General features: G+C 59.0%; 22 protein-coding genes. 3 read left to right on the top strand and 19 right to left on the bottom strand.

Annotated elements, in window-relative coordinates; genetic code table 11:
- Positions 1–109 precede the first annotated feature (109 nt).
- A complete protein-coding gene (locus ACX3YD_RS24740) occupies positions 110–337 on the top strand; it encodes a YheU family protein (protein WP_003199186.1) in 228 nt (75 codons plus the stop codon).
- Here the strand turns inward: ACX3YD_RS24740 and csrA are convergent.
- The 3 genes from csrA to ACX3YD_RS24725 form a co-directional block, all read right to left on the bottom strand.
- Positions 326–517, bottom strand: a complete 192-nt coding sequence (gene csrA, locus ACX3YD_RS24735; RefSeq protein ID WP_047527050.1) for a carbon storage regulator CsrA — start codon at positions 515–517, stop codon at positions 326–328. The genes ACX3YD_RS24740 and csrA overlap by 12 nt on opposite strands.
- A gap of 146 nt (positions 518–663) precedes the next feature.
- Positions 664–996, bottom strand: coding sequence for a YnfA family protein (locus tag ACX3YD_RS24730; RefSeq protein ID WP_047527048.1), 333 nt, complete (start codon positions 994–996; stop codon positions 664–666).
- Between the two features lie 64 nt (positions 997–1,060).
- The gene (locus ACX3YD_RS24725) at positions 1,061–1,876 is read right to left on the bottom strand and encodes an SDR family oxidoreductase (protein ID WP_103405735.1); all 816 of its coding nucleotides are present in this window, start codon (positions 1,874–1,876) and stop codon (positions 1,061–1,063) included.
- Between the two features lie 286 nt (positions 1,877–2,162).
- Here ACX3YD_RS24725 and ACX3YD_RS24720 point away from each other — a divergent pair, with 286 nt between their 5' ends.
- The gene (locus tag ACX3YD_RS24720) at positions 2,163–2,315 is read left to right on the top strand and encodes a DUF3309 family protein (RefSeq protein ID WP_032833547.1); all 153 of its coding nucleotides are present in this window, start codon (positions 2,163–2,165) and stop codon (positions 2,313–2,315) included.
- 148 nt (positions 2,316–2,463) lie between these two features.
- Here ACX3YD_RS24720 and ACX3YD_RS24715 read toward each other — a convergent pair whose 3' ends face one another.
- The 10 genes from ACX3YD_RS24715 to ACX3YD_RS24670 form a co-directional block, all read right to left on the bottom strand.
- Positions 2,464–4,563, bottom strand: a complete 2,100-nt coding sequence (locus tag ACX3YD_RS24715; protein WP_458961268.1) for an LTA synthase family protein — start codon at positions 4,561–4,563, stop codon at positions 2,464–2,466.
- A 293-nt stretch (positions 4,564–4,856) separates the two neighbouring features.
- On the bottom strand, positions 4,857–5,462 hold the full coding sequence (locus ACX3YD_RS24710) for an START domain-containing protein (RefSeq protein WP_103405738.1): 606 nt from the start codon (positions 5,460–5,462) through the stop codon (positions 4,857–4,859).
- 41 nt (positions 5,463–5,503) lie between these two features.
- The gene (locus ACX3YD_RS24705) at positions 5,504–5,758 is read right to left on the bottom strand and encodes a zinc/iron-chelating domain-containing protein (RefSeq protein ID WP_047527038.1); all 255 of its coding nucleotides are present in this window, start codon (positions 5,756–5,758) and stop codon (positions 5,504–5,506) included.
- Between the two features lie 165 nt (positions 5,759–5,923).
- The gene (locus ACX3YD_RS24700) at positions 5,924–6,391 is read right to left on the bottom strand and encodes a translation initiation factor 2 (RefSeq protein ID WP_458961267.1); all 468 of its coding nucleotides are present in this window, start codon (positions 6,389–6,391) and stop codon (positions 5,924–5,926) included.
- 99 nt (positions 6,392–6,490) lie between these two features.
- A complete protein-coding gene (locus ACX3YD_RS24695) occupies positions 6,491–7,930 on the bottom strand; it encodes an aminotransferase-like domain-containing protein (RefSeq protein ID WP_047527036.1) in 1,440 nt (479 codons plus the stop codon).
- Positions 7,931–8,130: 200 nt separating this feature from the next.
- Complete coding sequence (locus tag ACX3YD_RS24690) at positions 8,131–8,943, bottom strand: OmpA family protein (RefSeq protein ID WP_458961266.1); 813 nt, start codon at positions 8,941–8,943, stop codon at positions 8,131–8,133.
- Positions 8,940–9,296, bottom strand: coding sequence for a DUF4398 domain-containing protein (locus ACX3YD_RS24685; protein ID WP_047527033.1), 357 nt, complete (start codon positions 9,294–9,296; stop codon positions 8,940–8,942). Before ACX3YD_RS24685 ends, ACX3YD_RS24690 begins: the two co-directional genes overlap by 4 nt.
- 9 nt (positions 9,297–9,305) lie before the next feature.
- Complete coding sequence (locus ACX3YD_RS24680) at positions 9,306–10,142, bottom strand: substrate-binding periplasmic protein (RefSeq protein WP_458961265.1); 837 nt, start codon at positions 10,140–10,142, stop codon at positions 9,306–9,308.
- A 123-nt stretch (positions 10,143–10,265) separates the two neighbouring features.
- Complete coding sequence (locus ACX3YD_RS24675; protein ID WP_056727194.1) at positions 10,266–11,195, bottom strand: electron transfer flavoprotein subunit alpha/FixB family protein; 930 nt, start codon at positions 11,193–11,195, stop codon at positions 10,266–10,268.
- Entirely contained in the window at positions 11,196–11,945 is a 750-nt protein-coding gene (locus ACX3YD_RS24670) for an electron transfer flavoprotein subunit beta/FixA family protein (protein WP_007987229.1), read from the bottom strand. It abuts the gene before it with no gap.
- 548 nt (positions 11,946–12,493) lie between these two features.
- Between ACX3YD_RS24670 and ACX3YD_RS24665 the strand changes: the two genes are divergently transcribed.
- On the top strand, positions 12,494–14,158 hold the full coding sequence (locus ACX3YD_RS24665) for an electron transfer flavoprotein-ubiquinone oxidoreductase (protein WP_047527027.1): 1,665 nt from the start codon (positions 12,494–12,496) through the stop codon (positions 14,156–14,158).
- Positions 14,159–14,272: 114 nt separating this feature from the next.
- Here the strand turns inward: ACX3YD_RS24665 and ACX3YD_RS24660 are convergent, their stop codons facing one another.
- The 6 genes from ACX3YD_RS24660 to ACX3YD_RS24635 form a co-directional block, all read right to left on the bottom strand.
- Complete coding sequence (locus tag ACX3YD_RS24660) at positions 14,273–15,076, bottom strand: IclR family transcriptional regulator (protein ID WP_458961264.1); 804 nt, start codon at positions 15,074–15,076, stop codon at positions 14,273–14,275.
- Positions 15,077–15,136: 60 nt separating this feature from the next.
- The gene (locus tag ACX3YD_RS24655) at positions 15,137–16,447 is read right to left on the bottom strand and encodes an MFS transporter (RefSeq protein ID WP_458961263.1); all 1,311 of its coding nucleotides are present in this window, start codon (positions 16,445–16,447) and stop codon (positions 15,137–15,139) included.
- Between the two features lie 164 nt (positions 16,448–16,611).
- Complete coding sequence (gene dgoD / locus ACX3YD_RS24650; RefSeq protein ID WP_047527021.1) at positions 16,612–17,760, bottom strand: galactonate dehydratase; 1,149 nt, start codon at positions 17,758–17,760, stop codon at positions 16,612–16,614.
- Between the two features lie 47 nt (positions 17,761–17,807).
- On the bottom strand, positions 17,808–18,428 hold the full coding sequence (locus tag ACX3YD_RS24645) for a 2-dehydro-3-deoxy-6-phosphogalactonate aldolase (RefSeq protein WP_458961262.1): 621 nt from the start codon (positions 18,426–18,428) through the stop codon (positions 17,808–17,810).
- Between the two features lie 20 nt (positions 18,429–18,448).
- Complete coding sequence (locus ACX3YD_RS24640; RefSeq protein ID WP_458961261.1) at positions 18,449–19,441, bottom strand: 2-dehydro-3-deoxygalactonokinase; 993 nt, start codon at positions 19,439–19,441, stop codon at positions 18,449–18,451.
- 260 nt (positions 19,442–19,701) lie between these two features.
- The gene (locus ACX3YD_RS24635; protein WP_047527014.1) at positions 19,702–20,184 is read right to left on the bottom strand and encodes a GNAT family N-acetyltransferase; all 483 of its coding nucleotides are present in this window, start codon (positions 20,182–20,184) and stop codon (positions 19,702–19,704) included.
- Between the last annotated feature and the right edge of the window lie 19 nt (positions 20,185–20,203).

The raw sequence follows: 20,203 nt of genomic DNA, 5'->3' as shown, positions 1-20,203 counted from the left end.
TGGGAGCCAGCCTGCTGGCGATGGCGCCTGACCCGACAACGCAGGACCGAGGCTAGCCCCGGCCCGTGATTCGCCGTAGCATCGCGCCATTGATTTAACCGAGGTGCCTATGCTGATCCCCCACGACCAACTGGAAGTCGACACCCTGACCCGCCTGATCGAAGATTTCGTAACCCGTGACGGTACCGACAACGGTGATGACACCCCGCTTGAAACCCGTGTGCTGCGGGTGCGTCAGGCGTTGACCAAGGGGCAGGCATTGATTGTCTTCGACCCGGAAAGCGAGCAATGCCAGCTGATGCTCAAGCACGACGTACCCAAGCACCTATTCGACTGATTTTTTGGGCCGGGGCAGTTTGCGCTGGATGCGCTCGTAGATTTCGCATCGGTACACTTTGACGTTGCGCGGAGCCTCTACGCCGAAGCGCACTTCACCGCCGTTGATGCCAACGACGCGTATCGAAATGCTGTCACCGATGGAAATCAACTCGCCTACAACACGGCTGAGTACAAGCATGGCCTTCGTCCTTCAGGGTTACCGGACCCTGAAGATGCCCGGCGCACTGCCGCCCTTCAAGGCAACAGCGGTAATCCAGATCGAACTTACAAGCACAGACCCACAGCACTGAAAGAAAGGTCTTACAAATCGTTTGGAAAGCTCCTTCAAGACGCGGTAAAGCGCGGACCGAACAGAATGACGCTGGCCCCGATCACGCACAATGCCACGCCAATCCAGTCCGAACCGAGTGGACGAATCCGCTCGACCACCGCCAGCCAGCCAATCGATGCAATGATGTAAATGCCCCCGTAGGCGGCATAGGCGCGACCGGCGTAGACCGCTTCGACACGGGTCAGCAACACCGCGAACAAGGTCAGGCTGAGCAGCGCCGGCACGATCCACCAAGCGCTTTTGCCCTGGCGCAACCACATCCAGAAGGCAAAACAGCCAGCGATTTCAAACAGCGCGGCGAGGAAAAACCACAGATAGTTGAGCATGCGAACGCCTCGCGAGGATGACCGATGGCGGCCACCCTAACGAGGCTGTTCCGTGCGGGCAAGTTCAACCTGCGGTTTGTTTGGCCTTGGCGCGCATCTTGTCGGCCATCAGGGTCATTTCGTTGTAGAGCAGTTGCGGGTTTTTCTGCTTGAGCGCCCAGGCCATGCGCCCTTGCTCGTGGGGCAGGATCATGAACTCGCCGGCGGCGACCTGCTGGTAGATGTAGTCAGCGATGTCTGCCGCGCTGATCGGCGAGCTTTCCAGCAGTTTGCCGACCTGGGCTTTCATGGCCGGGGTCGGGCCGCGGAACGAGTCCAGCAGATTGGTCTGGAAGAACGACGGGCAAACCACGTGCACGCCGACTTCCTGCTGGGCCAATTCAATCAGCAGACTTTCGGACAGCGCCACCACGCCAGCCTTGGCCACGTTGTAGTTGCTCATGGCCGGACCTTGCATCAACGCGGCCATCGACGCGATGTTGATGATTTTGCCCTTGCTTTGCTCCAGCAGCGGCAGGAAAGCCTTGCACCCCTTGACCACGCCCATCAGGTTGATCGCGATTTGCCAGTCCCAGTCTTCCAGGGACAGTTCACTGAAGAATCCACCGGACGCCACGCCGGCGTTGTTGACGATGACATCGATACCACCCAGTTTCACTTCGCAGGCCTGGGCGAAGGCGGTCAACTGGCTGTAATCGCGCACATCGCAGCGCTGGATGAAACCGTCGCCGCCAGCTTCGCGAACCAATTTCAGGGTTTCCAGCAGGCCCGGCTCGCTGACGTCCGACAAGGCCAGCTGCCAGCCTTCGCGCGCCCAGCGCAGCGCGATTTCGCGACCCAGGCCAGAGCCCGCACCAGTGATCATCATGCGATTTTGCATAGCAAACAGCCTTGTTGTCCGGGGGAAGATGCAGCGAGTGTAGCGAAGGATATTGCCCGACCCACGCTCCATCAGATTGCTGAATGCCCCGAGCAAACCGCAGGCGCGTCCCACCCAACTAAAACAATTAACCCCGAAACAGCGCATTGTTCGAAAAACATCGAAAAAACTTGGAATTTTATAGCGTGCGCGGCAGTCGGATTTTTTAAGCAGCTCGAATTAATTGCATTCCCGCTGACCGTTAACCATCAGGTCATTCCTGAATACATCCAACAAGGAAACAGTCATGGGCACAATTCTTATCGTCATTCTGATCTTGTTACTGATCGGTGGCTTGCCGGTCTTCCCGCACTCCAGAAGTTGGGGTTATGGCCCATCGGGCATCATCGGCGTCGTGCTGGTCGTGCTGTTGATCCTGCTCTTGCTCGGCAGAATATGAAGATCTGACCGGCAAAAAAATGTAGGAGCGAGCTTGCTCGCGATGGACTTGATAACGACGCATTTATCCAGAAAATGCGCGTTATCGTTAACGTCCATCGCGAACAAGCTCGCTCCTACAAGTGCTTGTTTCTATATTGCCGCTTTACTTAGTCCGGCTTGCCGTCAACCACACCGGCGGTGTTGTCGAGCAGGCTCTTGGTGGCCGTTTGCAGGAACGATTCGAGCTTGGTTTTCAACTCGGCAGTACGCGGTGCATTTGCAATGACCTCGGCGTGTGGATTGGCACCCAACTCGTATTGATACATCTTCGGTGCCATGTCCTTGTCCTTCGGTAAAACCAATATCTGGTCTGCCGTAATGATCGCCGTGGTCTGCTCACTGCCCGATGGCTTGATCACACCAAAACCTGGATCACCTTCCGGCAGGTTAAGCAGGTCCCGCCCCCAGCACTGATGGCGCACTTCGCCACCCAGTCGCCCCATGATGGTCGGCACAATGTCAATCTGGGTCCCGACGGTGTGGTCACGCTGGCCGAATTTTTCCTGAATGCCCGGTGCGATCATCAGCATCGGAACGTTGAAACGCCCCAGGTCCATTTCGGTGATCTGCTGTTCGTTGCCGAAACCGTGGTCACCAACAATCACAAACAGGGTTTCCTTGAAATACGGCTCCTTGCGTGCCTTCTCGAAGAACTGACCCAGCGCCCAGTCAGCGTATCGCATGGCGGTCAAGTGCTCGTTCAGGGTACCGCGATCAGTCACCGGCTCAACAGGCAATGGCGATGGCAAGGCATAAGGTGTGTGGTTGGACAGCGTTTGCAGCAAGGCATAGAACGGTTTTTTGTCCTTGCCATCACGCGCCTTCAGCTCTTCCAGGCCACGGGTGAACATGTCCTGGTCGGAAACACCCCAGGTCGGGTCGGAGAACACCGGGTTAACGAAGTCGTTACGCCCGATGAAGTTGGTCATGCCCTGGTTGCTGAAGAAACCTGACTGGTTATCCCAGGCGAAGTCACCGTTGTAGACATACACGTCATCGTACTGACGGGCACTGAGCAATTGCGGCAGGCCAGACAGCTTGTGACTGCCTTCCGGGGTCTGCATCAGGTATTCGAAACCCGGCAGGTTCGGGAAGCAGGCCATGGTCGCGAACATACCCTGGTGGGTGTGGGTGCCGTTGGAGAAGAAGCGGTCGAACAACAGGCCCTCTTTCGACAGTTTGTCGAGGTATGGCGTGATGTTGCCCGGCGCACCCAATGCCCCCACCGAGTGGCCGGCCATGCTTTCCATCAGGATCACGACGACGTTCTTGATCGGCAGGGTCTTGTCTGCCGGAGGCGCATAAACGCGACGTACGGCAGCGGTATCGCCATCCACCAGTTTTTCGTCCTTCATCACCAGCATGTCACGCACAGTCTGCTGCGCCATGGGTTGTGGCAATGTCGCTTTCCAGATGTTGTCGCGATCTTCGGACATCCGGCTCTTGGCGGCGGCAATCAGTTGCAGGGTACCGTTAAGGCCCAACTGGTTGGCGAAGTTCGAGTCGGTGGTGTAGACGTCACCCCAACGCATTGGTGGGCCTTGACGCAAGGTGCCACGGGCGGCGACCACGCAGATCAGCAGGCAGACCACGAACACGGCGAAGCGCGTGTACCACGGGGCAACCTGACGCGTACCAATGCTGCCGCCGCTGAAGGGGCCACGAGGACGGGTCGCACGATCAGCACCCTTGAATGCCAGGCTGAGGATCCAGGTGCCTACGGCCCAGGCCAGCAGGTAGCGAACGACCGGAAAACCGTACCAGAGCATGCTCATCACGGTTTTCGGATCTTCTTTTACATACTGGAAAACCAGGCCGTTGAGGCGCTGGTGGAACTCACGGTAGAAATCCATCTCCATGAGGCCCAGGAACAGGGCGATACTCGAAGCAACCGTCAACCAGAAGCGGAACAGCCCGCGCGCCGCCATGGTACGGACACTAAACAACGCGAGCAGCAACGGAACGCTGAGGTAAACCACCAGGCGCAAATCGAAACGCAGGCCGTTGGCGAATGCTTCGAGAAATGTCGAGGCGGGTGTGGAGAGGATCATCTCGCGGTTGTAGACCAGCAGCGCGACGCGCAGTGCGGAAAACATCACCATCATGACCAAAGCACACAGCAGTGTATAAGCCAGATGCGATTTGACGGTCGGTTGCAGCAGGCGATTTGAAGCTCGCTGCTGATTCAGGGCGTCCGGGATTGCCATGTCGTATTAGGACCCATTGGAAGTTGAAGTTTCAAAAATACAGCTGCGCCCTGCCCTCTGCTGGCCAGATCCTGGCCCGGGGTTTGCGCGATGCGCAAATGTTGCACGATCAACCGCAGCATTGCCATTGATAAGTGTTCGTCGATGCAGACGCGCGCGAATTGTCTTGGAGGCGTTGTGAAAATTTCGTGCAACGCATATCTGGAAACAAAATAAAGCCCTGCCCTGCAAATACGGCAACGCCCCGAACCGGTCGGGGCGTTGCTCAAGCCTTGCTCAACAGCGCAATGCGATTACTTCTCGGCGCGTGCCTTGAGGTTTTTCAAGGTATTGAACGGCGCATCGACCACGAATTTGTTGGCCACCATCGACGGGACACTGCCACCTGGCTCGGTGTGCACCTGGTAGGTCACTTCGATCTGATCGCCCTTGGGGACGAACTTCCAGAATCCATCGACCTTGGCGACCCGGACAAAGCCTTTTTCTTCAGGCAGGTATTTCGGCACACCTTCGAGCTTGCGGGTCAGGCTGCCATCGGCACCTTCGATAATGGTGACGTGCATCACCGAATCACGCGGGGTGACTGGCCAAGGCGTATTGAACTGGGTGTAGGTCCAGAGCTGATTGCCTTCCTGCTTGAGCAACTTCTGGGTCTTGCATTCGTGAATCCAGGCGCAGGCGCCGGGGACGTCATCCTGTAGTGCGCGCAGTTTGGCCATGGTGGTCTTCATCAGGGTGACGCCCTGGTAGGCCTTGTAGTCGGAACCTGGCACTTCACTCAGGGATACCTTGATGCCGTCTTCGTTCTTGGCAACTTTCCAGTCTTCGGCCTGAGCGACCGAGGTGGCCAATACAGCCGTCAAACCACACAGCAGAGCAATACGATGCAGCGAACCCATAGTCTTATTCCTTATTGTTGAAGTTCCGTTCGTTGTACACATCACGCAGCCGTCATTTGCTCCCACCAGCCGATCAGCCTGATCGCGTCTTCACGGCTATTGCCGCACACCTCGATATCAGCCTCGAACGCCGAACAGACTGCCGGGCGCTCTGGCTGGCCGAAAATAGTGCACAGGTTTTCGGCAGACAATTGCAGGCATCGTTCCCCCGCGGCTTTGCCGTTGGGCATACCGGGGATGGGCGAGCTGATGGATGGGGCAATGCAACAGGCGCCACAGCCTTCACGGCATTTCATGACGACAAGCTCCTCGCGACGGGTAATGTGTTAAAGGACGTGGCACAGAGTAACCGCTAAAACAGTTGTTTTAAATTGGCGAACCACGGGTTTTTGTCTGCAATCGGGCGTGACCGGGCAGTCTCCGACAAAGCGTCTGGTTGGGGGGTCATGAGCGGGGAAGAATTAATGCTTGAATTCGAATTCCAGCGCCGCGCCTTCAACTTCACGACGCTCTTCATTACGCCGCTGCAGCTGCATTTCGTTGCTGATCAACCTTCCGTTGAGCTGGAACTGGCTGCTTTTGTCACCGAACATTTGCGGCAGTACCGGGTCTCGCCTCGGTAATGGCACGGTGCCCACCGGCTTCAGCTCCTCGACCATGCCCTTGGGCAAACTCAAATCCAGGTCAGCTGAAGGCAGCGGGATTTTCGCCACCTCGCTGGCCGGTTTCGACTTGGCCGCAATCGGAGGACGCTTTTTGACCGGCGCGGCTTTCTTTTTGACCGGGGCGGCTTTGGTGGCTGGAGCGGTTTTTTTCGAGGTAGTGCTTGCTGCCGGTTTTTCCTGAACAGAAGCGGCCATCACGGAGAGCGGCTGAGCGCTCAATAACAGGCAAATCATCAGCCAGGTGGCGGGAAAAATCGGTTTCATGGACCCAACGGCGCAACTGCGCTAACGACAGAGGGGCCATATGCTCGCTTGTTGCAATCAACATGACAAGCGCGGACAGGCATTACCTGCCCGCCTCCGTCAAAGACCGCCGGCCATTTCCTGGCAGAGCTGGGTGGCGAGCATGCCAAGGGTCATCAAGGCACGCTCGGCTTCACGATTCCAGGGGATGCCGCAGTTCAAGCGAATGCAATGATTGAATTGCTCGGTATTACTGAAAATCAGCCCCGGCGCGATGCTGATGCCCTGCTGCAGCGCCCGCACATGCAATTCCTGGGTATTGACCCGACCCGGCAGGCTCACCCACAAAATGAAACCGCCGGTTGGCCGCGTCATCTGGGTGCCTTCGGGGAAATACTGCTGCACGGCCAGCTGGAAGGCGCTGAGGTTCTTGCGGTATTCCTGACGGATGTAACGCAAATGACGGTCGTATCCACCGTTTTCCAAGTAGGCCGCAATACCCATTTGCGTGACGCTGCAGGCGGAATGGGTGCTGAACGTCTGCAAACGCTGGATTTCCTGCTGGTACTTGCCGGCAATCATCCAGCCGATCCGTACACCCGGCGACAGGGTCTTGGAGAAACTCGAACAATAGATCACCCGGTCCAGGCGGTCATAGGCCTTGAGCGCTTTGGTGCGCCCTTGCTCGAACATCAACTCGCCGTAAATATCGTCCTCGACAATCTGGATATCGAAGTCAGATGCCAGGCGCAGCAGTTGTTTCTGCCGCTCCTCGGGCATGGTGCCCCCCAGCGGGTTGCTTAAACGAGTGGTCAGCACCAAGGCCTTGATCGACCACTGGTTGGCCGCCAACTGCAAGGCTTCGAGGCTCATGCCGGTGGATGGGTCGCTGGGAATTTCGATGACCTTGAGGCCCAGCAGATCAGCCAATTGCAGCAAACCATAGTAGGTCGGCGACTCGGCTGCGATCAGGTCACCCGGTCGGGTCAGCACTCGCAGGGACATTTGCAAGGCATCGACACAGCCGTGGGTGATCACCACTTCCGACGGATCGACCACCACGCCCGCATCACGCATGCGAATCGCCACTTGCCGGCGCAACGGTTCAAAACCCGGACTGAACATATAGCTGAACGCACGCGGACTGTGAAAACGGGTGACTTTGGCCAGTTGCTGATGCAGTGCCCGCACCGGCAAATAATCGACGCTCGGTACTGCGGCGCCCAACGGAAAGACGCCTTCGCGGCGGGATTCGACCAGCACCTGTTGGATGATGCTGCTGCGAGTGACCAGCCCAGGACGCTCAACCCTGGCGATATCCGGTGTCGGTGCGGTCAGGGCCGGGGTCTGGTGCACGTAGTAGCCCGATTGCGGCCGGGCACGGATCAGCCCCTGATCCTCGAGGTTGGCATAGGCCTGTAGCACGGTCGCATGGCTGACATTGAGCTGCGAGCTCATCTTGCGCACCGAAGGCACACGCTCGCCGGGTTGATAGACACCACGACGGATATCTTCGGCCAGTTGCTGAGCAATACGTTGGTAGAGCAGGAGATTGGTCATGACGCAGCACTCGATTTCACGGGCATTTTATTCTTGTGTGAAACAATACCGGAACAGTTTAGAAGTGTACGGGGACAGTTGCCACAATAGTCGACAGTACAGTGCAGTGTCAGCAAGAACTGTACTGTTCTGAGCACAATTTGGCAGGCGAAAAAAAACCCGGCGCTGACTGGCAGGCCGGGTTTCCAGTGACGCAACCCTTAGCGAGCAGCGCCCATCTGGCCTTTTTCATCGGAGAACACAATTTCCACCCGACGGTTCTGGGCACGACCCCGCTCGGAAGCGTTAGCGTCCACAGGGTATTCATCACCGTAGCCTTCAACCTGAATACGTTTGTCGTCGATCCCAAGATCCGTCAAAACGTCCGCCACCGATTGCGCACGGTCGCGGGACAGCTTGAGGTTTTCCTGTTTGCCGCCGGTGCTGTCGGTGTAGCCTTCGATCCGCACCACACGCTTGGGATTGAGCTGCAGGAACTGGACGACTTTCAGCACGACGCGGTTCGCCGAGTTTTTCAATTCTGCTTCGCCGGTGTCGAACAGCACGTCGCCCAGGGTCATGACCAAACCTCGGTCGGTCTGGGTGGTGGCCGTCGCAACAATCTGCTCTTCGATCCATTTGCCCTGCTGCTGCACGCTGAGCAGTTTGGATTCACGCAAGGCCAGTTGCAGGCGCTGCCGCTCCAGTTCGAGCTTTGCCGCGCGCTCTTCGTTAAGCACCTGATCGGTGTGTTCCCGAGCGATCTCGCTGTAACGCTGGCTCAGATAAGCGTAATGCACCACGTCCGACCCGCTGCCCCAGTAGCTGGACAAACGATCGGCGCGCGCCAGGGACTCACCGGCGCGGATCACGTCCTTGGGTGCGATACGCAGCACGTTGGAATCTTCCTTGACCTTCTGGAAGTTGGCGCCCGCCTCCTGCAATGCCACTTCGCTGTGCTGGCCGGCGCAGCCATAAAGGCTCGCGCAACCCGCCAGGATCAGACCACCGAGGGCCTTGATCTTGAGGCTCATTGGGAGTCCCCCACTTGCTTGCGCAGACGGGCGATGCGGGTATTGAGCACGCTCAACTGCTCCTCGCTCTTTAGGGTCAGGACCCGGGCCTCAGCCAGACGCGCGTCCAGCTCGGCCTGTTCGGCCCGCATGCGTGCATTTCTGAAGGATTGGTCGGCCATGTTGCCCTTGGCCCGGTTGAACTTGTCTTCGGCCAGTTTCATTTCAGGCACTTCGTCGGCGGTGGCGCCAACAGCCTTGGCTTGTTCGAGTGCCTGTGCAGTCAGGCGCATTTGTTCATTCGGCGCAGGATCGGCTGCACAACCCGCCAGAGCCAGAACGGCCAGGGCAGCGAAAAGAGGTCGAATACTCACTAAAAATCCCTACTGTTTTGGGCTACTGACAGGTGGGGTCTGCCGTTGAGAAAGCTGAGCATTCCAACGCTCGATATTGCGCAACAGCACGGCCTCCGTCAGTCCGGACGCGGGCAATTCTGTCATCTTTTTGGCCAACTGTCCGCGCAACCACGGATCGTTGCAGGCGGAGTCATGGGAAATGGCCAGAAACAACCCCGGCTTGTCTACCGGCTGCACGCGAGCCACCAGGTCATTGGACATGCCCAATGTCTGCGCCATCGCCACGCCCGAGTAGCGTCCGGCCAGGACATATTCCACCTCGCCCAACAGCAGTTTCTGGAAGGCCTGGGTCAGGTTGGACGTACGCGTAAGGGTCAATTGCTGGTCGGCGAAAGTGGCGAATGCCGGGGTCAGTCGGGACTTTTCCGACAAGGCGCCAGTATGCCCCGGCAGGTCCTGCACCTTGCTATAGACCAGTGACGAATCCTTGCGGGTCCAGACCAGATAATCGTTTTCCAGCAACGGCGGGTGAATGTAATCCAGGGTTTCCAGTTCGCTGACCGTCAACGAGGCATCAGCCAGCATGTCCATGCGTCCACTGCGCACTTCGTCCAGGGCCTGGGAGCGTTTTCCGGCGTACAACAGTTCAACCTTGATCCCTAACTGCCCCGCCACTTGCTGCAGTAAATCGGCACTGGCGCCGATCAGATGCCTGGGATCCTGCGGGTCTTGCCACAGGAAAGGTGGCGCATCCGGACTGCCGGTCACCACCAGGCGATCGCACTTGCCGGCTGCAGTGGACAGCGCTGGAAATATGGTCAACCCAAGAAGTAATGACCAGCCGTATAGGCGACGCAAATCCATGGCGAACCACTCCCGTTGAGACCGTTTATAACCAGTAGGCGCGAGCCGGCTCGCTCCTACAGAAAAAAAGGCAAAAAAAAGCCCGACCAGAAGGCCGGGCTCTTTATAAGTGAAGCAGCCGGATTAGACCAGCTTCTCCAGCTCAGGGATGGCTTCGAACAAGTCCGCCACCAGGCCGTAATCGGCCACCTGGAAGATCGGCGCTTCTTCATCCTTGTTGATCGCAACGATCACTTTGGAGTCTTTCATGCCGGCCAGGTGCTGGATCGCGCCGGAGATACCGACGGCGATGTACAGCTGTGGCGCAACGATCTTGCCGGTCTGACCGACCTGCATGTCGTTGGGTACGAAACCTGCGTCGACCGCGGCGCGCGAAGCACCAACGGCAGCGCCCAGCTTGTCGGCCAGGGCGTACAGGTGTTTGAAGTTGTCACCGTTCTGCATGCCGCGGCCGCCGGAAACGACGATCTTGGCAGCGGTCAGTTCCGGACGATCGGACTTGGCCAGTTCTTCGCCGACGAAGCTGGAGATGCCAGCGTCGTGGGCAGCGGCAACGGCTTCAACGGCAGCCGAACCACCTTCAGCGGCAACCGGGTCGAAACCGGTGGCACGCACGGTGATCACTTTCACGGCGGCGTTCGATTGCACGGTAGCGATGGCGTTACCGGCATAGATCGGACGCTTGAAGGTGTCAGCGCTTTCGACCGAGATGATCTCGGAAATCTGGTCAACGTCCAGCGCAGCGGCGACGCGCGGCAGGATGTTTTTGCCGTTGGAAGTGGCGGCAGCCAGGATGTGGCTGTAACCCTTGCCCAGCTCGGCAACCAGAGGCGCAACGTTTTCCGGCAACTGGTGAGCGTAGGCAGCGTTGTCGGCCACCAGCACTTTAGCCACGCCAGCGACTTTCGCAGCGGCTTCAGCCACGGCGCCAGCGCCCTGGCCTGCAACCAGCACGTGGATGTCGCCGCCGATTTTGGCAGCGGCAGCCACGGTGTTCAGCGTGGCCGGGGCCAGCACTTTGTTGTCGTGTTCAGCAATAACCAAGATAGTCATTTAGATTACCTTCGCTTCGTTTTTCAGTTTCTCGACCAGTTCAGCCACCGACTTGACCTTGATACCCGCGCTGCGTGCAGCAGGCGCTTCGACTTTCACGGTCTTGTTGGTGGAGGCGGTGGAAACGCCCAAAGCGTCCGGAGTCAGCACTTCGAGAGGCTTCTTCTTGGCTTTCATGATGTTTGGCAGGGACGCGTAGCGCGGCTCGTTCAAACGCAGGTCGGTGGTGACGATGGCCGGCAGTTTCAGGGAAACGGTCTGCGCGCCGCCATCGATTTCGCGGGTCACGGCGACGCTGTCGCCGCTGATTTCGACTTTCGAAGCGAACGTGCCCTGACCGTAACCGCTCAATGCGGCAAGCATCTGGCCAGTCTGGTTGTTGTCGCTGTCGATGGCTTGTTTGCCAAGGATCACCAGCTGAGGCTGTTCCTTGTCGACAACAGCCTTCAGCAGTTTGGCAACGGCCAGGGAAGTCAGATCTTCGGCGGATTCGACGAGGATGGCGCGGTCAGCACCCAGAGCCAGCGCAGTGCGCAGTTGCTCTTGAGCGGTGGACGGGCCGACGGAGACGACGACGATTTCAGTCGCGACGCCTTTCTCTTTCAGGCGTACCGCTTCTTCCACTGCGATTTCGCAGAACGGGTTCATCGACATCTTGACGTTGGCAAGATCGACGCCGGAATTGTCCGCCTTGACGCGGACCTTGACGTTGTAATCCACAACGCGTTTGACAGCTACAAGAACCTTCATGGATTCCTCGTTACTCTCCGGTGAAAAGGAAGTCGCCTAGGCGAACCTGGCGGTTGATGCTCATCGGGCGCAAGGGCACCTCTAAAAACGCCGGCAAACGTGTCAAGTGACCATCGCTCATGATGTTGATGACCGTTCGTCAGTCGTGACTCACGAGTCATTCATTATCACGGCGTGTAAACTGCGCGCCAAACTTGCGCGGCTCATCACTTTCCAGTGCCATCGCCCTGTCTTTAGAGGTGCTCTTGAAACCAACAGTCAGCCTACGGCGAGCGCAAAACCGCCCGTATCTTGACCGGAACACCTATTCCGGTCAATACGGCAAAATAGCCGTTCATAAGCCGCGTGACTTTGATTTCTCTGGCTTTGAGCCAATTCAAACAAACGTTTGTATTGGACGCTGAGAGTGGTGTAGATATAATGCGCCACCCAAAGAGAAAGGTGGTTACTCGATTGTCCTCTCCCGGCGTTGCGCAGGGATTCAGGGATGCGACACCCAACCTCCCAATTAGAAAAAAAACTGTTGAGCCTTGAGTAGGAGATAACCTGTGGAACGCGAATACATGGAATTCGACGTCGTCATCGTCGGTGCCGGCCCCGCTGGTCTTTCCGCTGCCTGCCGATTGAAGCAGAAGGCCGCCGAAGCCGGTAAGGAAATCAGCGTCTGCGTGGTCGAAAAAGGCTCCGAGGTCGGTGCTCACATCTTGTCTGGTGCCGTGTTCGAACCACGGGCCCTGAACGAATTGTTCCCCGACTGGAAAGCACTCGGCGCGCCGCTGAACACGCCGGTCACCCGCGATGACATCTTCGTGCTGAAAAACGCCGAAAGCGCGCAGAAAATCCCTGACTTCTTTGTGCCCAAGACCATGCACAACGAAGGCAACTACATCATCTCCCTGGGCAACCTGTGCCGCTGGCTGGCCCAGCAGGCCGAGAACCTGGGCGTGGAAATCTACCCGGGCTTCGCCGCCCAGGAAGCCCTGTTCGACGAGAACGGCGTGGTTCGCGGGATCATCACGGGCGATCTGGGCGTTGACCGCGAAGGTCACCCGAAGGAAGGCCTGTACACCCCAGGCATGGAACTGCGTGGCAAGTACACGCTGTTCGCCGAAGGTTGCCGCGGCCACATCGGCAAGCAGCTGATCAAGCGTTTCAACCTCGACAGCGATGCAGACGCCCAGCACTACGGCATCGGCCTGAAAGAAATCTGGGAAGTCGACCCGGCCAAGCATCAGCCAGGCCTGGTGGTCCACACCGCCGGTTGGCCGATGGACATCATGGGCACCGAGAACACCGGTGGCTCGTTCCTCTATCACCTGGAAAACAACCAGGTGGTGGTCGGCCTGATCGTCGACCTGTCCTACAGCAACACTTACCTGTCGCCGTTCGACGAGTTCCAGCGCCTCAAGCATCACCCGGTGCTCAAGCAATACCTGGAAGGCGGCAAGCGCATCAGCTACGGCGCGCGCGCCATTTGCAAGGGCGGCCTGAATTCGCTGCCGAAAATGGTCTTCAAGGGCGGCGCGCTGATCGGTTGCGACCTCGGCACCCTGAACTTCGCCAAGATCAAAGGCAGCCACACAGCGATGAAGTCCGGCATGCTGGCCGCCGAATCCGTGGCCGACGCGCTGTTCGCTGATCTGGACGGCACTGCAGAACTGACCAGTTACGTCGACGCGTTCAAGAAGAGCTGGCTCTACGACGAACTGTTCGCCAGCCGCAACTTCGGCCCGGCGATCCACAAGTTCGGCGCTATCGTCGGTGGCGGTTTCAACTGGCTCGACCAGAACATCTTCGGCGGCAAACTGCCGTTCACCCTGCACGACACCAAGCCGGACTACGCTTGCCTCAAGCTTGCGGCCGACTGCAAGAAGATCGACTACCCGAAACCGGACGGCAAGATCAGCTTCGACAAACTCAGCTCGGTGTTCATCTCCGGTACCAACCATGAAGAAGAACAGCCGTGCCACCTGAAGCTGACCGATCCGAGCATCCCGATCAACAAGAACCTGCCGCTGTACGATGAGCCAGCCCAGCGTTACTGCCCGGCCGGCGTGTACGAAGTGATTACCAAGGAAGATGGCGAGAAGCGCTTCCAGATCAACGCCCAGAACTGCGTTCACTGCAAGACTTGCGACATCAAGGACCCTTCGCAGAACATCACCTGGGTGACGCCGGAAGGCGCTGGCGGCCCGACTTACCCGAACATGTAAGCCGAACGCCTGAACAACGAGGCTCCCGAATGGGGGCCTTTTTGTTGTCTGCGATTTTACTGACGGCACAAAAAACCACTGTGGGAGCGAGCTCGCTCCCACAGTGGTTTGCATTCAAACCTTGAGACCCAGCTCCGCCGACAACCGCGCCGTGACCCCTTTGATCAGGGGAATCAACTCGGCCATTTTTTTCAGCGGCATATACGGCACGGTACTGGCGATGCTGATGCCGGCGACGATGCGCTTGCTGGCATCACGAATCGGTGCCGCCACGCAACGGATCGACGGTTCGTTGTCCTCCAGGTCGAACGCATAACCTCCGGCCACATACTCGATCATGCGCTGCTGAAATTGTTCCCAGGACTGCTCCGGGTGCTGCGGCCAGAACTGATTTTTCCCACCCGCTGGCAGGCTGACTTCGTACAACCGTTGCCACTCTTGCGGGGTGTCGTCGAGCATCAGCGCCTTACCGATGCCGGTACGCGCCAACGGCATGCGATGACCGACCCGCGAGCGCATTTCCGGGCCGTTGCGTCCCGGATTCTTGTGCAGGTACAGCACTTCGTCGCCTTCTCGGATCGCCAGGTGAATGGTGTCACCGGTCAACGCCGACAACTCATCCAGATACGGCCCGGCCAGGGTGACCAACGGCAGTTCTTCGCGCGCCTGAAACCCCAATTCGATCAGCTTCGGCCCCAGCAGGTAACCGACTTGCGGCACCACCCGCAGATAACGTTCGTCGACCAGGCAACTGGCCAGTCGATGAGTGGTGCTGCGCGTGGTTCCGATCAACCGGGCGATCTCCTTGAGATCACGGGCGCCACTGGCCACGGCCTGAACCACACCCAAACCTCGAAGCAGTGTCTGGGTGCCGGTCGGCGCGGCGTCCTTGGCGATTTTTGGGGCGTCTTCCTGCATATCCAGCCTTTACCGTTGAGCGAGTGAACGGGCGGCATTATGGTCGCCCTCCTGCTGCGACTACAACTTGATACGCTCGACCTTGCCCACCAGCAAAATGTAGGAAAGTGCACCCAGCAATGCCAGAACCGAGATGTAGGTGATCGCCGGGGCAAAGGACTCACCGCTGGCGAGGAAACCGATGACGATTGGCGTGGCAATGGCTGACAAGTTGCCGATGAAGTTGAACACGCCACCGGTCAGTCCCAGCAAACGTGCCGGTGCCAGCGTGGAAACCAGCGACCAGGTGATCGAAGCCAGACCATTGCCGAAGAACGCCAGGGCGAGGAAGGCAATCACCAGCGGCGTCGACTCGACGAAGTTGGCGCCGATGATCGAAGTGGAAATCAGCAGGCCACTGATGATCGGCAATTTGCGAGCGAAACCGACCGTGTACCCGCGCCGGATCAGGAAATCCGAAAAGAATCCGGAACACAGCACACCGACGAACGCCGCGAGAAACGGCAGCGATGCCAGCAAGCCGGATTTGATGAAGTCCATCCCCCGGTATTTCACCAGGTAGGTCGGGAACCACGTCAGGAAAAACCACAGCGTCGAGTTGAGGCAGAACTGGCCCAGGTAGATGCCCCAGAGTTTGCGCTTGCTCAGAACGATCCCCAGGTCGGCCCAGCTGAATTTGGCCTTCACCTTCGCTTGCTCGGCCTGGATGTCCACCAGCCCGCCGCCTTCGCGGATCAAGTCGATTTCGGCCTCGTTGGCGCCTTTGAAGTCACGCGGTTCGCGATACACCGCGTACCAGATCACGGCCCAGAGAATGCCTACCGCGCCGGTGGTGACAAACACCATGTGCCAGCCGAATTCGTGCTGAAGCCAGGCCAGTAACGGCGTCAGGAATGCCAGGCCGACAAACTGCCCAGAAGTATAGAAACCGATGGCCGTGGCGCGCTCGCGTTCCGGGAACCACGTCGTCACCACGCGGCTGTTGATCGGATAGGCCGGCGCTTCCAGGGCACCGACGGCCATGCGCAAGACGAACAACACGATGAAGCTGCCGGCGAAGCCAAGCATCACCGTGGCAATCGACCATAGCAGCAAGGCAGCGGTGTAGAGAATGCGTGGCGGAACACGGTCCACCAGCCAGCCACCGGGGATCTGCATGGCGGCGTAGGTCCAGCCGAAGGCCGAGAAAATCAGGCCGACGTGAATCGGGTCGATGCCCAGTTCGCTGGTCAGCGCCGGGGCTGCGATCGACAGGTTGCTGCGGTCCAGGTAATTGATCACCACCGTGATGAACAGCAGGACCATGATGAAAAAACGCTTGCGGCTGGGCGTCACCAACGTCGCCTGCCCGGTAAGGGTTTGCGGTTGCATGAGGAGTGCCTCTTCTTATGTTTATTGAGGACGATTGGAAAATTTGCACTGTCTCTGTGGGGGCGGGCTTGTCCGCGATGGCGGCGGCACATCCGGCATTGATGTGACCGACAGGACGCTATCGCGGGCAAGCCCGCTCCCACAGGTTATGTGTCAGGAGAAACTCACCACTCGGCAAAACTGCCATCGGCATGGCGCCAGATCGGGTTGCGCCAACGGTGCCCGATGGCTGCGCGTTCGATCACGTACTCCTCGTTGATCTCGATACCCAGGCCCGGGCCGTTGGGGATTTTCACGAAGCCTTTGTCGTAGTCGAACACCCGCGGATCCTTGACGTAATCCAGCAGGTCGTTGCTCTCGTTGTAATGGATGCCCAGGCTCTGTTCCTGAATGAACGCGTTGTAGCAGGCCGCGTCCAGTTGCAGGCAAGCGGCCAGCGCAATCGGGCCCAGCGGACAATGCAGCGCCAGCGCCACGTCGTAGGCTTCGGCCATGTTGGCGATCTTGCGGGTTTCGGTGATGCCACCGGCGTGGGACGCATCAGGCTGAATGATGTCGACGTAGCCTTCGCTGAGCACGCGTTTGAAATCCCAACGGGAAAACAACCGTTCGCCCAGGGCAATCGGCGTGCTGGTCAGCGGCGCCAGTTCCTTCAGTGCTTCATAGTTTTCACTGAGCACTGGCTCTTCGATGAACATCAGTTTGTAGGGGTCGAGCTCTTTCATGAGCACCTTGGCCATGGGCTTGTGCACCCGGCCATGGAAGTCGACGCCGATGCCGACGTTCGGGCCCACCGCGTCACGCACGGCAGCGACGTTGGCCAGGGCCAGGTCGACTTTCTCGAAGGTGTCGAGGAACTGCAGCTCTTCGGTGCCGTTCATTTTCACCGCGGTGAAACCGCGCCCCACCGCTTCTTTCGCTGCCCGCGCGGTATCCGCCGGACGGTCGCCGCCGATCCACGAATAGACACGAATCTTGTCGCGCACCTGGCCGCCCAGCAGATCACTGACCGACACACCCAACGCCTTGCCCTTGATGTCCCACAACGCCTGGTCGATGCCGGCCAGTGCGCTCATGTGGATCGCGCCGCCACGGTAGAAGCCGCCGCGATAGAGCACGGTCCAGATGTCTTCGATGTTGCGTGGGTCTTTGCCGATCAGGTAGTCGGACAACTCCTCGACGGCGGCCGCCACGGTGTGGGCACGGCCTTCGACCACGGGCTCGCCCCAACCAGTGACGCCCTCGTCGGTTTCGACCTTGAGGAAGCACCAGCGCGGCGGAACGATGAAGGTGGTCAGTTTGGTGATTTTCATCTTCTTGTCTCTCTTGTTCAGATGCAGCGCACGCAGCGCCAAAAGTCTTAGCGAAGGGATTTCCAGGCAGCGACGTAGGCCTTGGCATTGGCCGCCACTTGCCCAGGGGTCATGCCTGGCTTGAACAACCCGGTGCCGAGGCCGAAGCCTTTGACACCGGCATCGATGAACACCTGCATGTTGTCCGGGGTGATGCCACCGACCGGTGCCAGAATCGTTCCTGCCGGCAACACCGCGAGCCATGCCTTGACGACCGCCGGCCCCATCTGTTCGGCCGGAAACATCTTCAGGATGTCCGCCCCTTCGGCCAGTGCCGCAAAGGCTTCGGTCGGCGTGGCGACACCCGGTGACAGGTACAGCCCCGCAGCCTTCGCGGCGCGCAATACCTTGGGATCGCTGTGGGGCATCACGATCACCTGACCGCCCGCCGCTTTCACTTGCTCGACCTGTTCCGGTGTCAGCACCGTGCCGGCACCGATCAGGCAATCAGCGGGCAAGGTGCTGCGCAGGATACGGATGCTTTCGTACGGCTCCGGGGAGTTGAGCGGCACCTCGATGACGCGAAATCCGGCTGTGTACAGGACTTCGCCGATGGCCGCCGCTTCTTGCGGACGCAAGCCGCGCAGGATCGCGATCAGACCGTTTTGCGCCAGTGCTTGTTTGAGCATGTTCAGAGCTCCAGTCAGGTTTAACGGGATGGGTTGGGCGTGATCAGTCCGGCGGCCAGCGCCAGTTGCCACAGCCCGCGTTCGGTGGCCTGTTCGACCAGCGCCACCCGGGCAAACCCGCAAGCGTCCAGGGCCCGGCTGTAACGCGTACAGAGTTGGGCGTTGCCGATGAGGATGATCGATGGCAGGTGCGCACTGTTGCGCCGATGTCGCAGGACGCTGGCGAGGGCCGACAGTTCATGGCCGATCAACAGGCCGGACAGATAGTCCGGTTGTGCGGTGGCGCTCAGCGCCCCCGTCAGCCCGAGGCTGCGAGCGCTGAACATGGTCGAGAGCACACCGGTTTCACCGTCCGCCGACAATGCCACCTGCACGCCGCGATCAAACGCTTCGTCATCGAACGACCCGCCGCGTTGCTGGGTACGCCCCAGAATGCTGTGTTCGCTGAGCACGGCGAAGACTTCGCCGGTCATGAACGTGTCGAAATGGACGATGCAGCCGTCGGCCACTTCCACCCATTTCGAATGACTGCCCGGCAGGCCGATCAACAGATCGGCGCCCGCCTCGTTCGACAGGGTTTGCAGCACGCCGAGCACTTGGGTTTCTTCGCCGCGCATCACGTTGGGCAAGCGCGAGCGCTGGATCACACCCGGCACGATGTGCACGTCGACACCACGAAGACTGCGTACGGTTTGCAAGGCGGTGCCGAGGGTGGCGACGTTTGCCGGCGTATCGCGGTAGGCCGCTTCACACCAGCCCTGGGCGCTGCCGACCATGCCACAGGCAATCACCGGCAGGCCGGGCTGTTCGTCAAGCCAGTCGCCGCATGCCTGGTCAAAGGCCAATTCAAAACCGTCGGTGCATTCCCGGCCGGCAATGACGCGCGGCGCCTTGGGCAGCTGCATGATCCCCGACGACAGCGAACGCTGTTCGAGCACTTGGCCACCTTCGGCCAGTTTGTAAGCACGTAATGAGGTTGTCCCCCAATCGAGCGCGATCAATTGCGCCAGCATCGCTTCACCTGTTTTGGTTTTTGGCAGTGAGTGAGCTGGACTATAAACCCGGACGGCGTAAAATCTCAATATATAAATATCAATCCCATATATTGAGATTAGACAAAAAAAGATCGCAGCTTCGCAAGCTCCTCGGAATGCATTCCCCTGTAGGAGCTAGCTGGCTAGCGATGGTCGTCAACGATAACGCGTGAAGCCTGACACCCTGCAGTGCTTTCCATTTCTTCGCGAGCAGGCTCGCTCCTACGGGGGTTGGGCGTTTATTGACCTTCGGCGAACTCGCGAAGCACTTTGCCGTCCATGCGGTAGCGAACCCACTCCTCCTGTGGCTGCGCGCCCAGGGATTTGTAGAAATCGATGGCTGGGGTGTTCCACTCCAGAACGCTCCATTCGAAGCGCCCGCAATCGTTGGCACAGGCAATTTTCGCCAAATGCCGCAGCAGGGTTTTGCCGGCACCGCCACCCCGCTGCTCCGGGGTGATGTAGAGGTCTTCGAGGTACAGGCAGTTGCTGCCCAGCCATGTGGAATAGCTGAAGAAGAACACCGCGAACCCGATCGGCAACCCGTCGCGCAGGCAGATCAGGCCATGGGCGGTCGCCCCTTCGCTGAACAAGCTGCGCTCGATGTCGGCGACGCTGGCAATGACTTCGTGGCGGGCACGTTCGTAGTCGGCCAATTCCGTGATGAACGCGAGGATTTGTGGCGCGTCACTGGGGGTTGCCGGGCGGATTTCGATCGTCATGGACGCGCCTTGTCAAAAG

This window comes from Pseudomonas fluorescens group sp. PF-1 (genome assembly GCF_054481335.1).
This window is presented reverse-complemented; position numbering and strand designations above follow the sequence as displayed.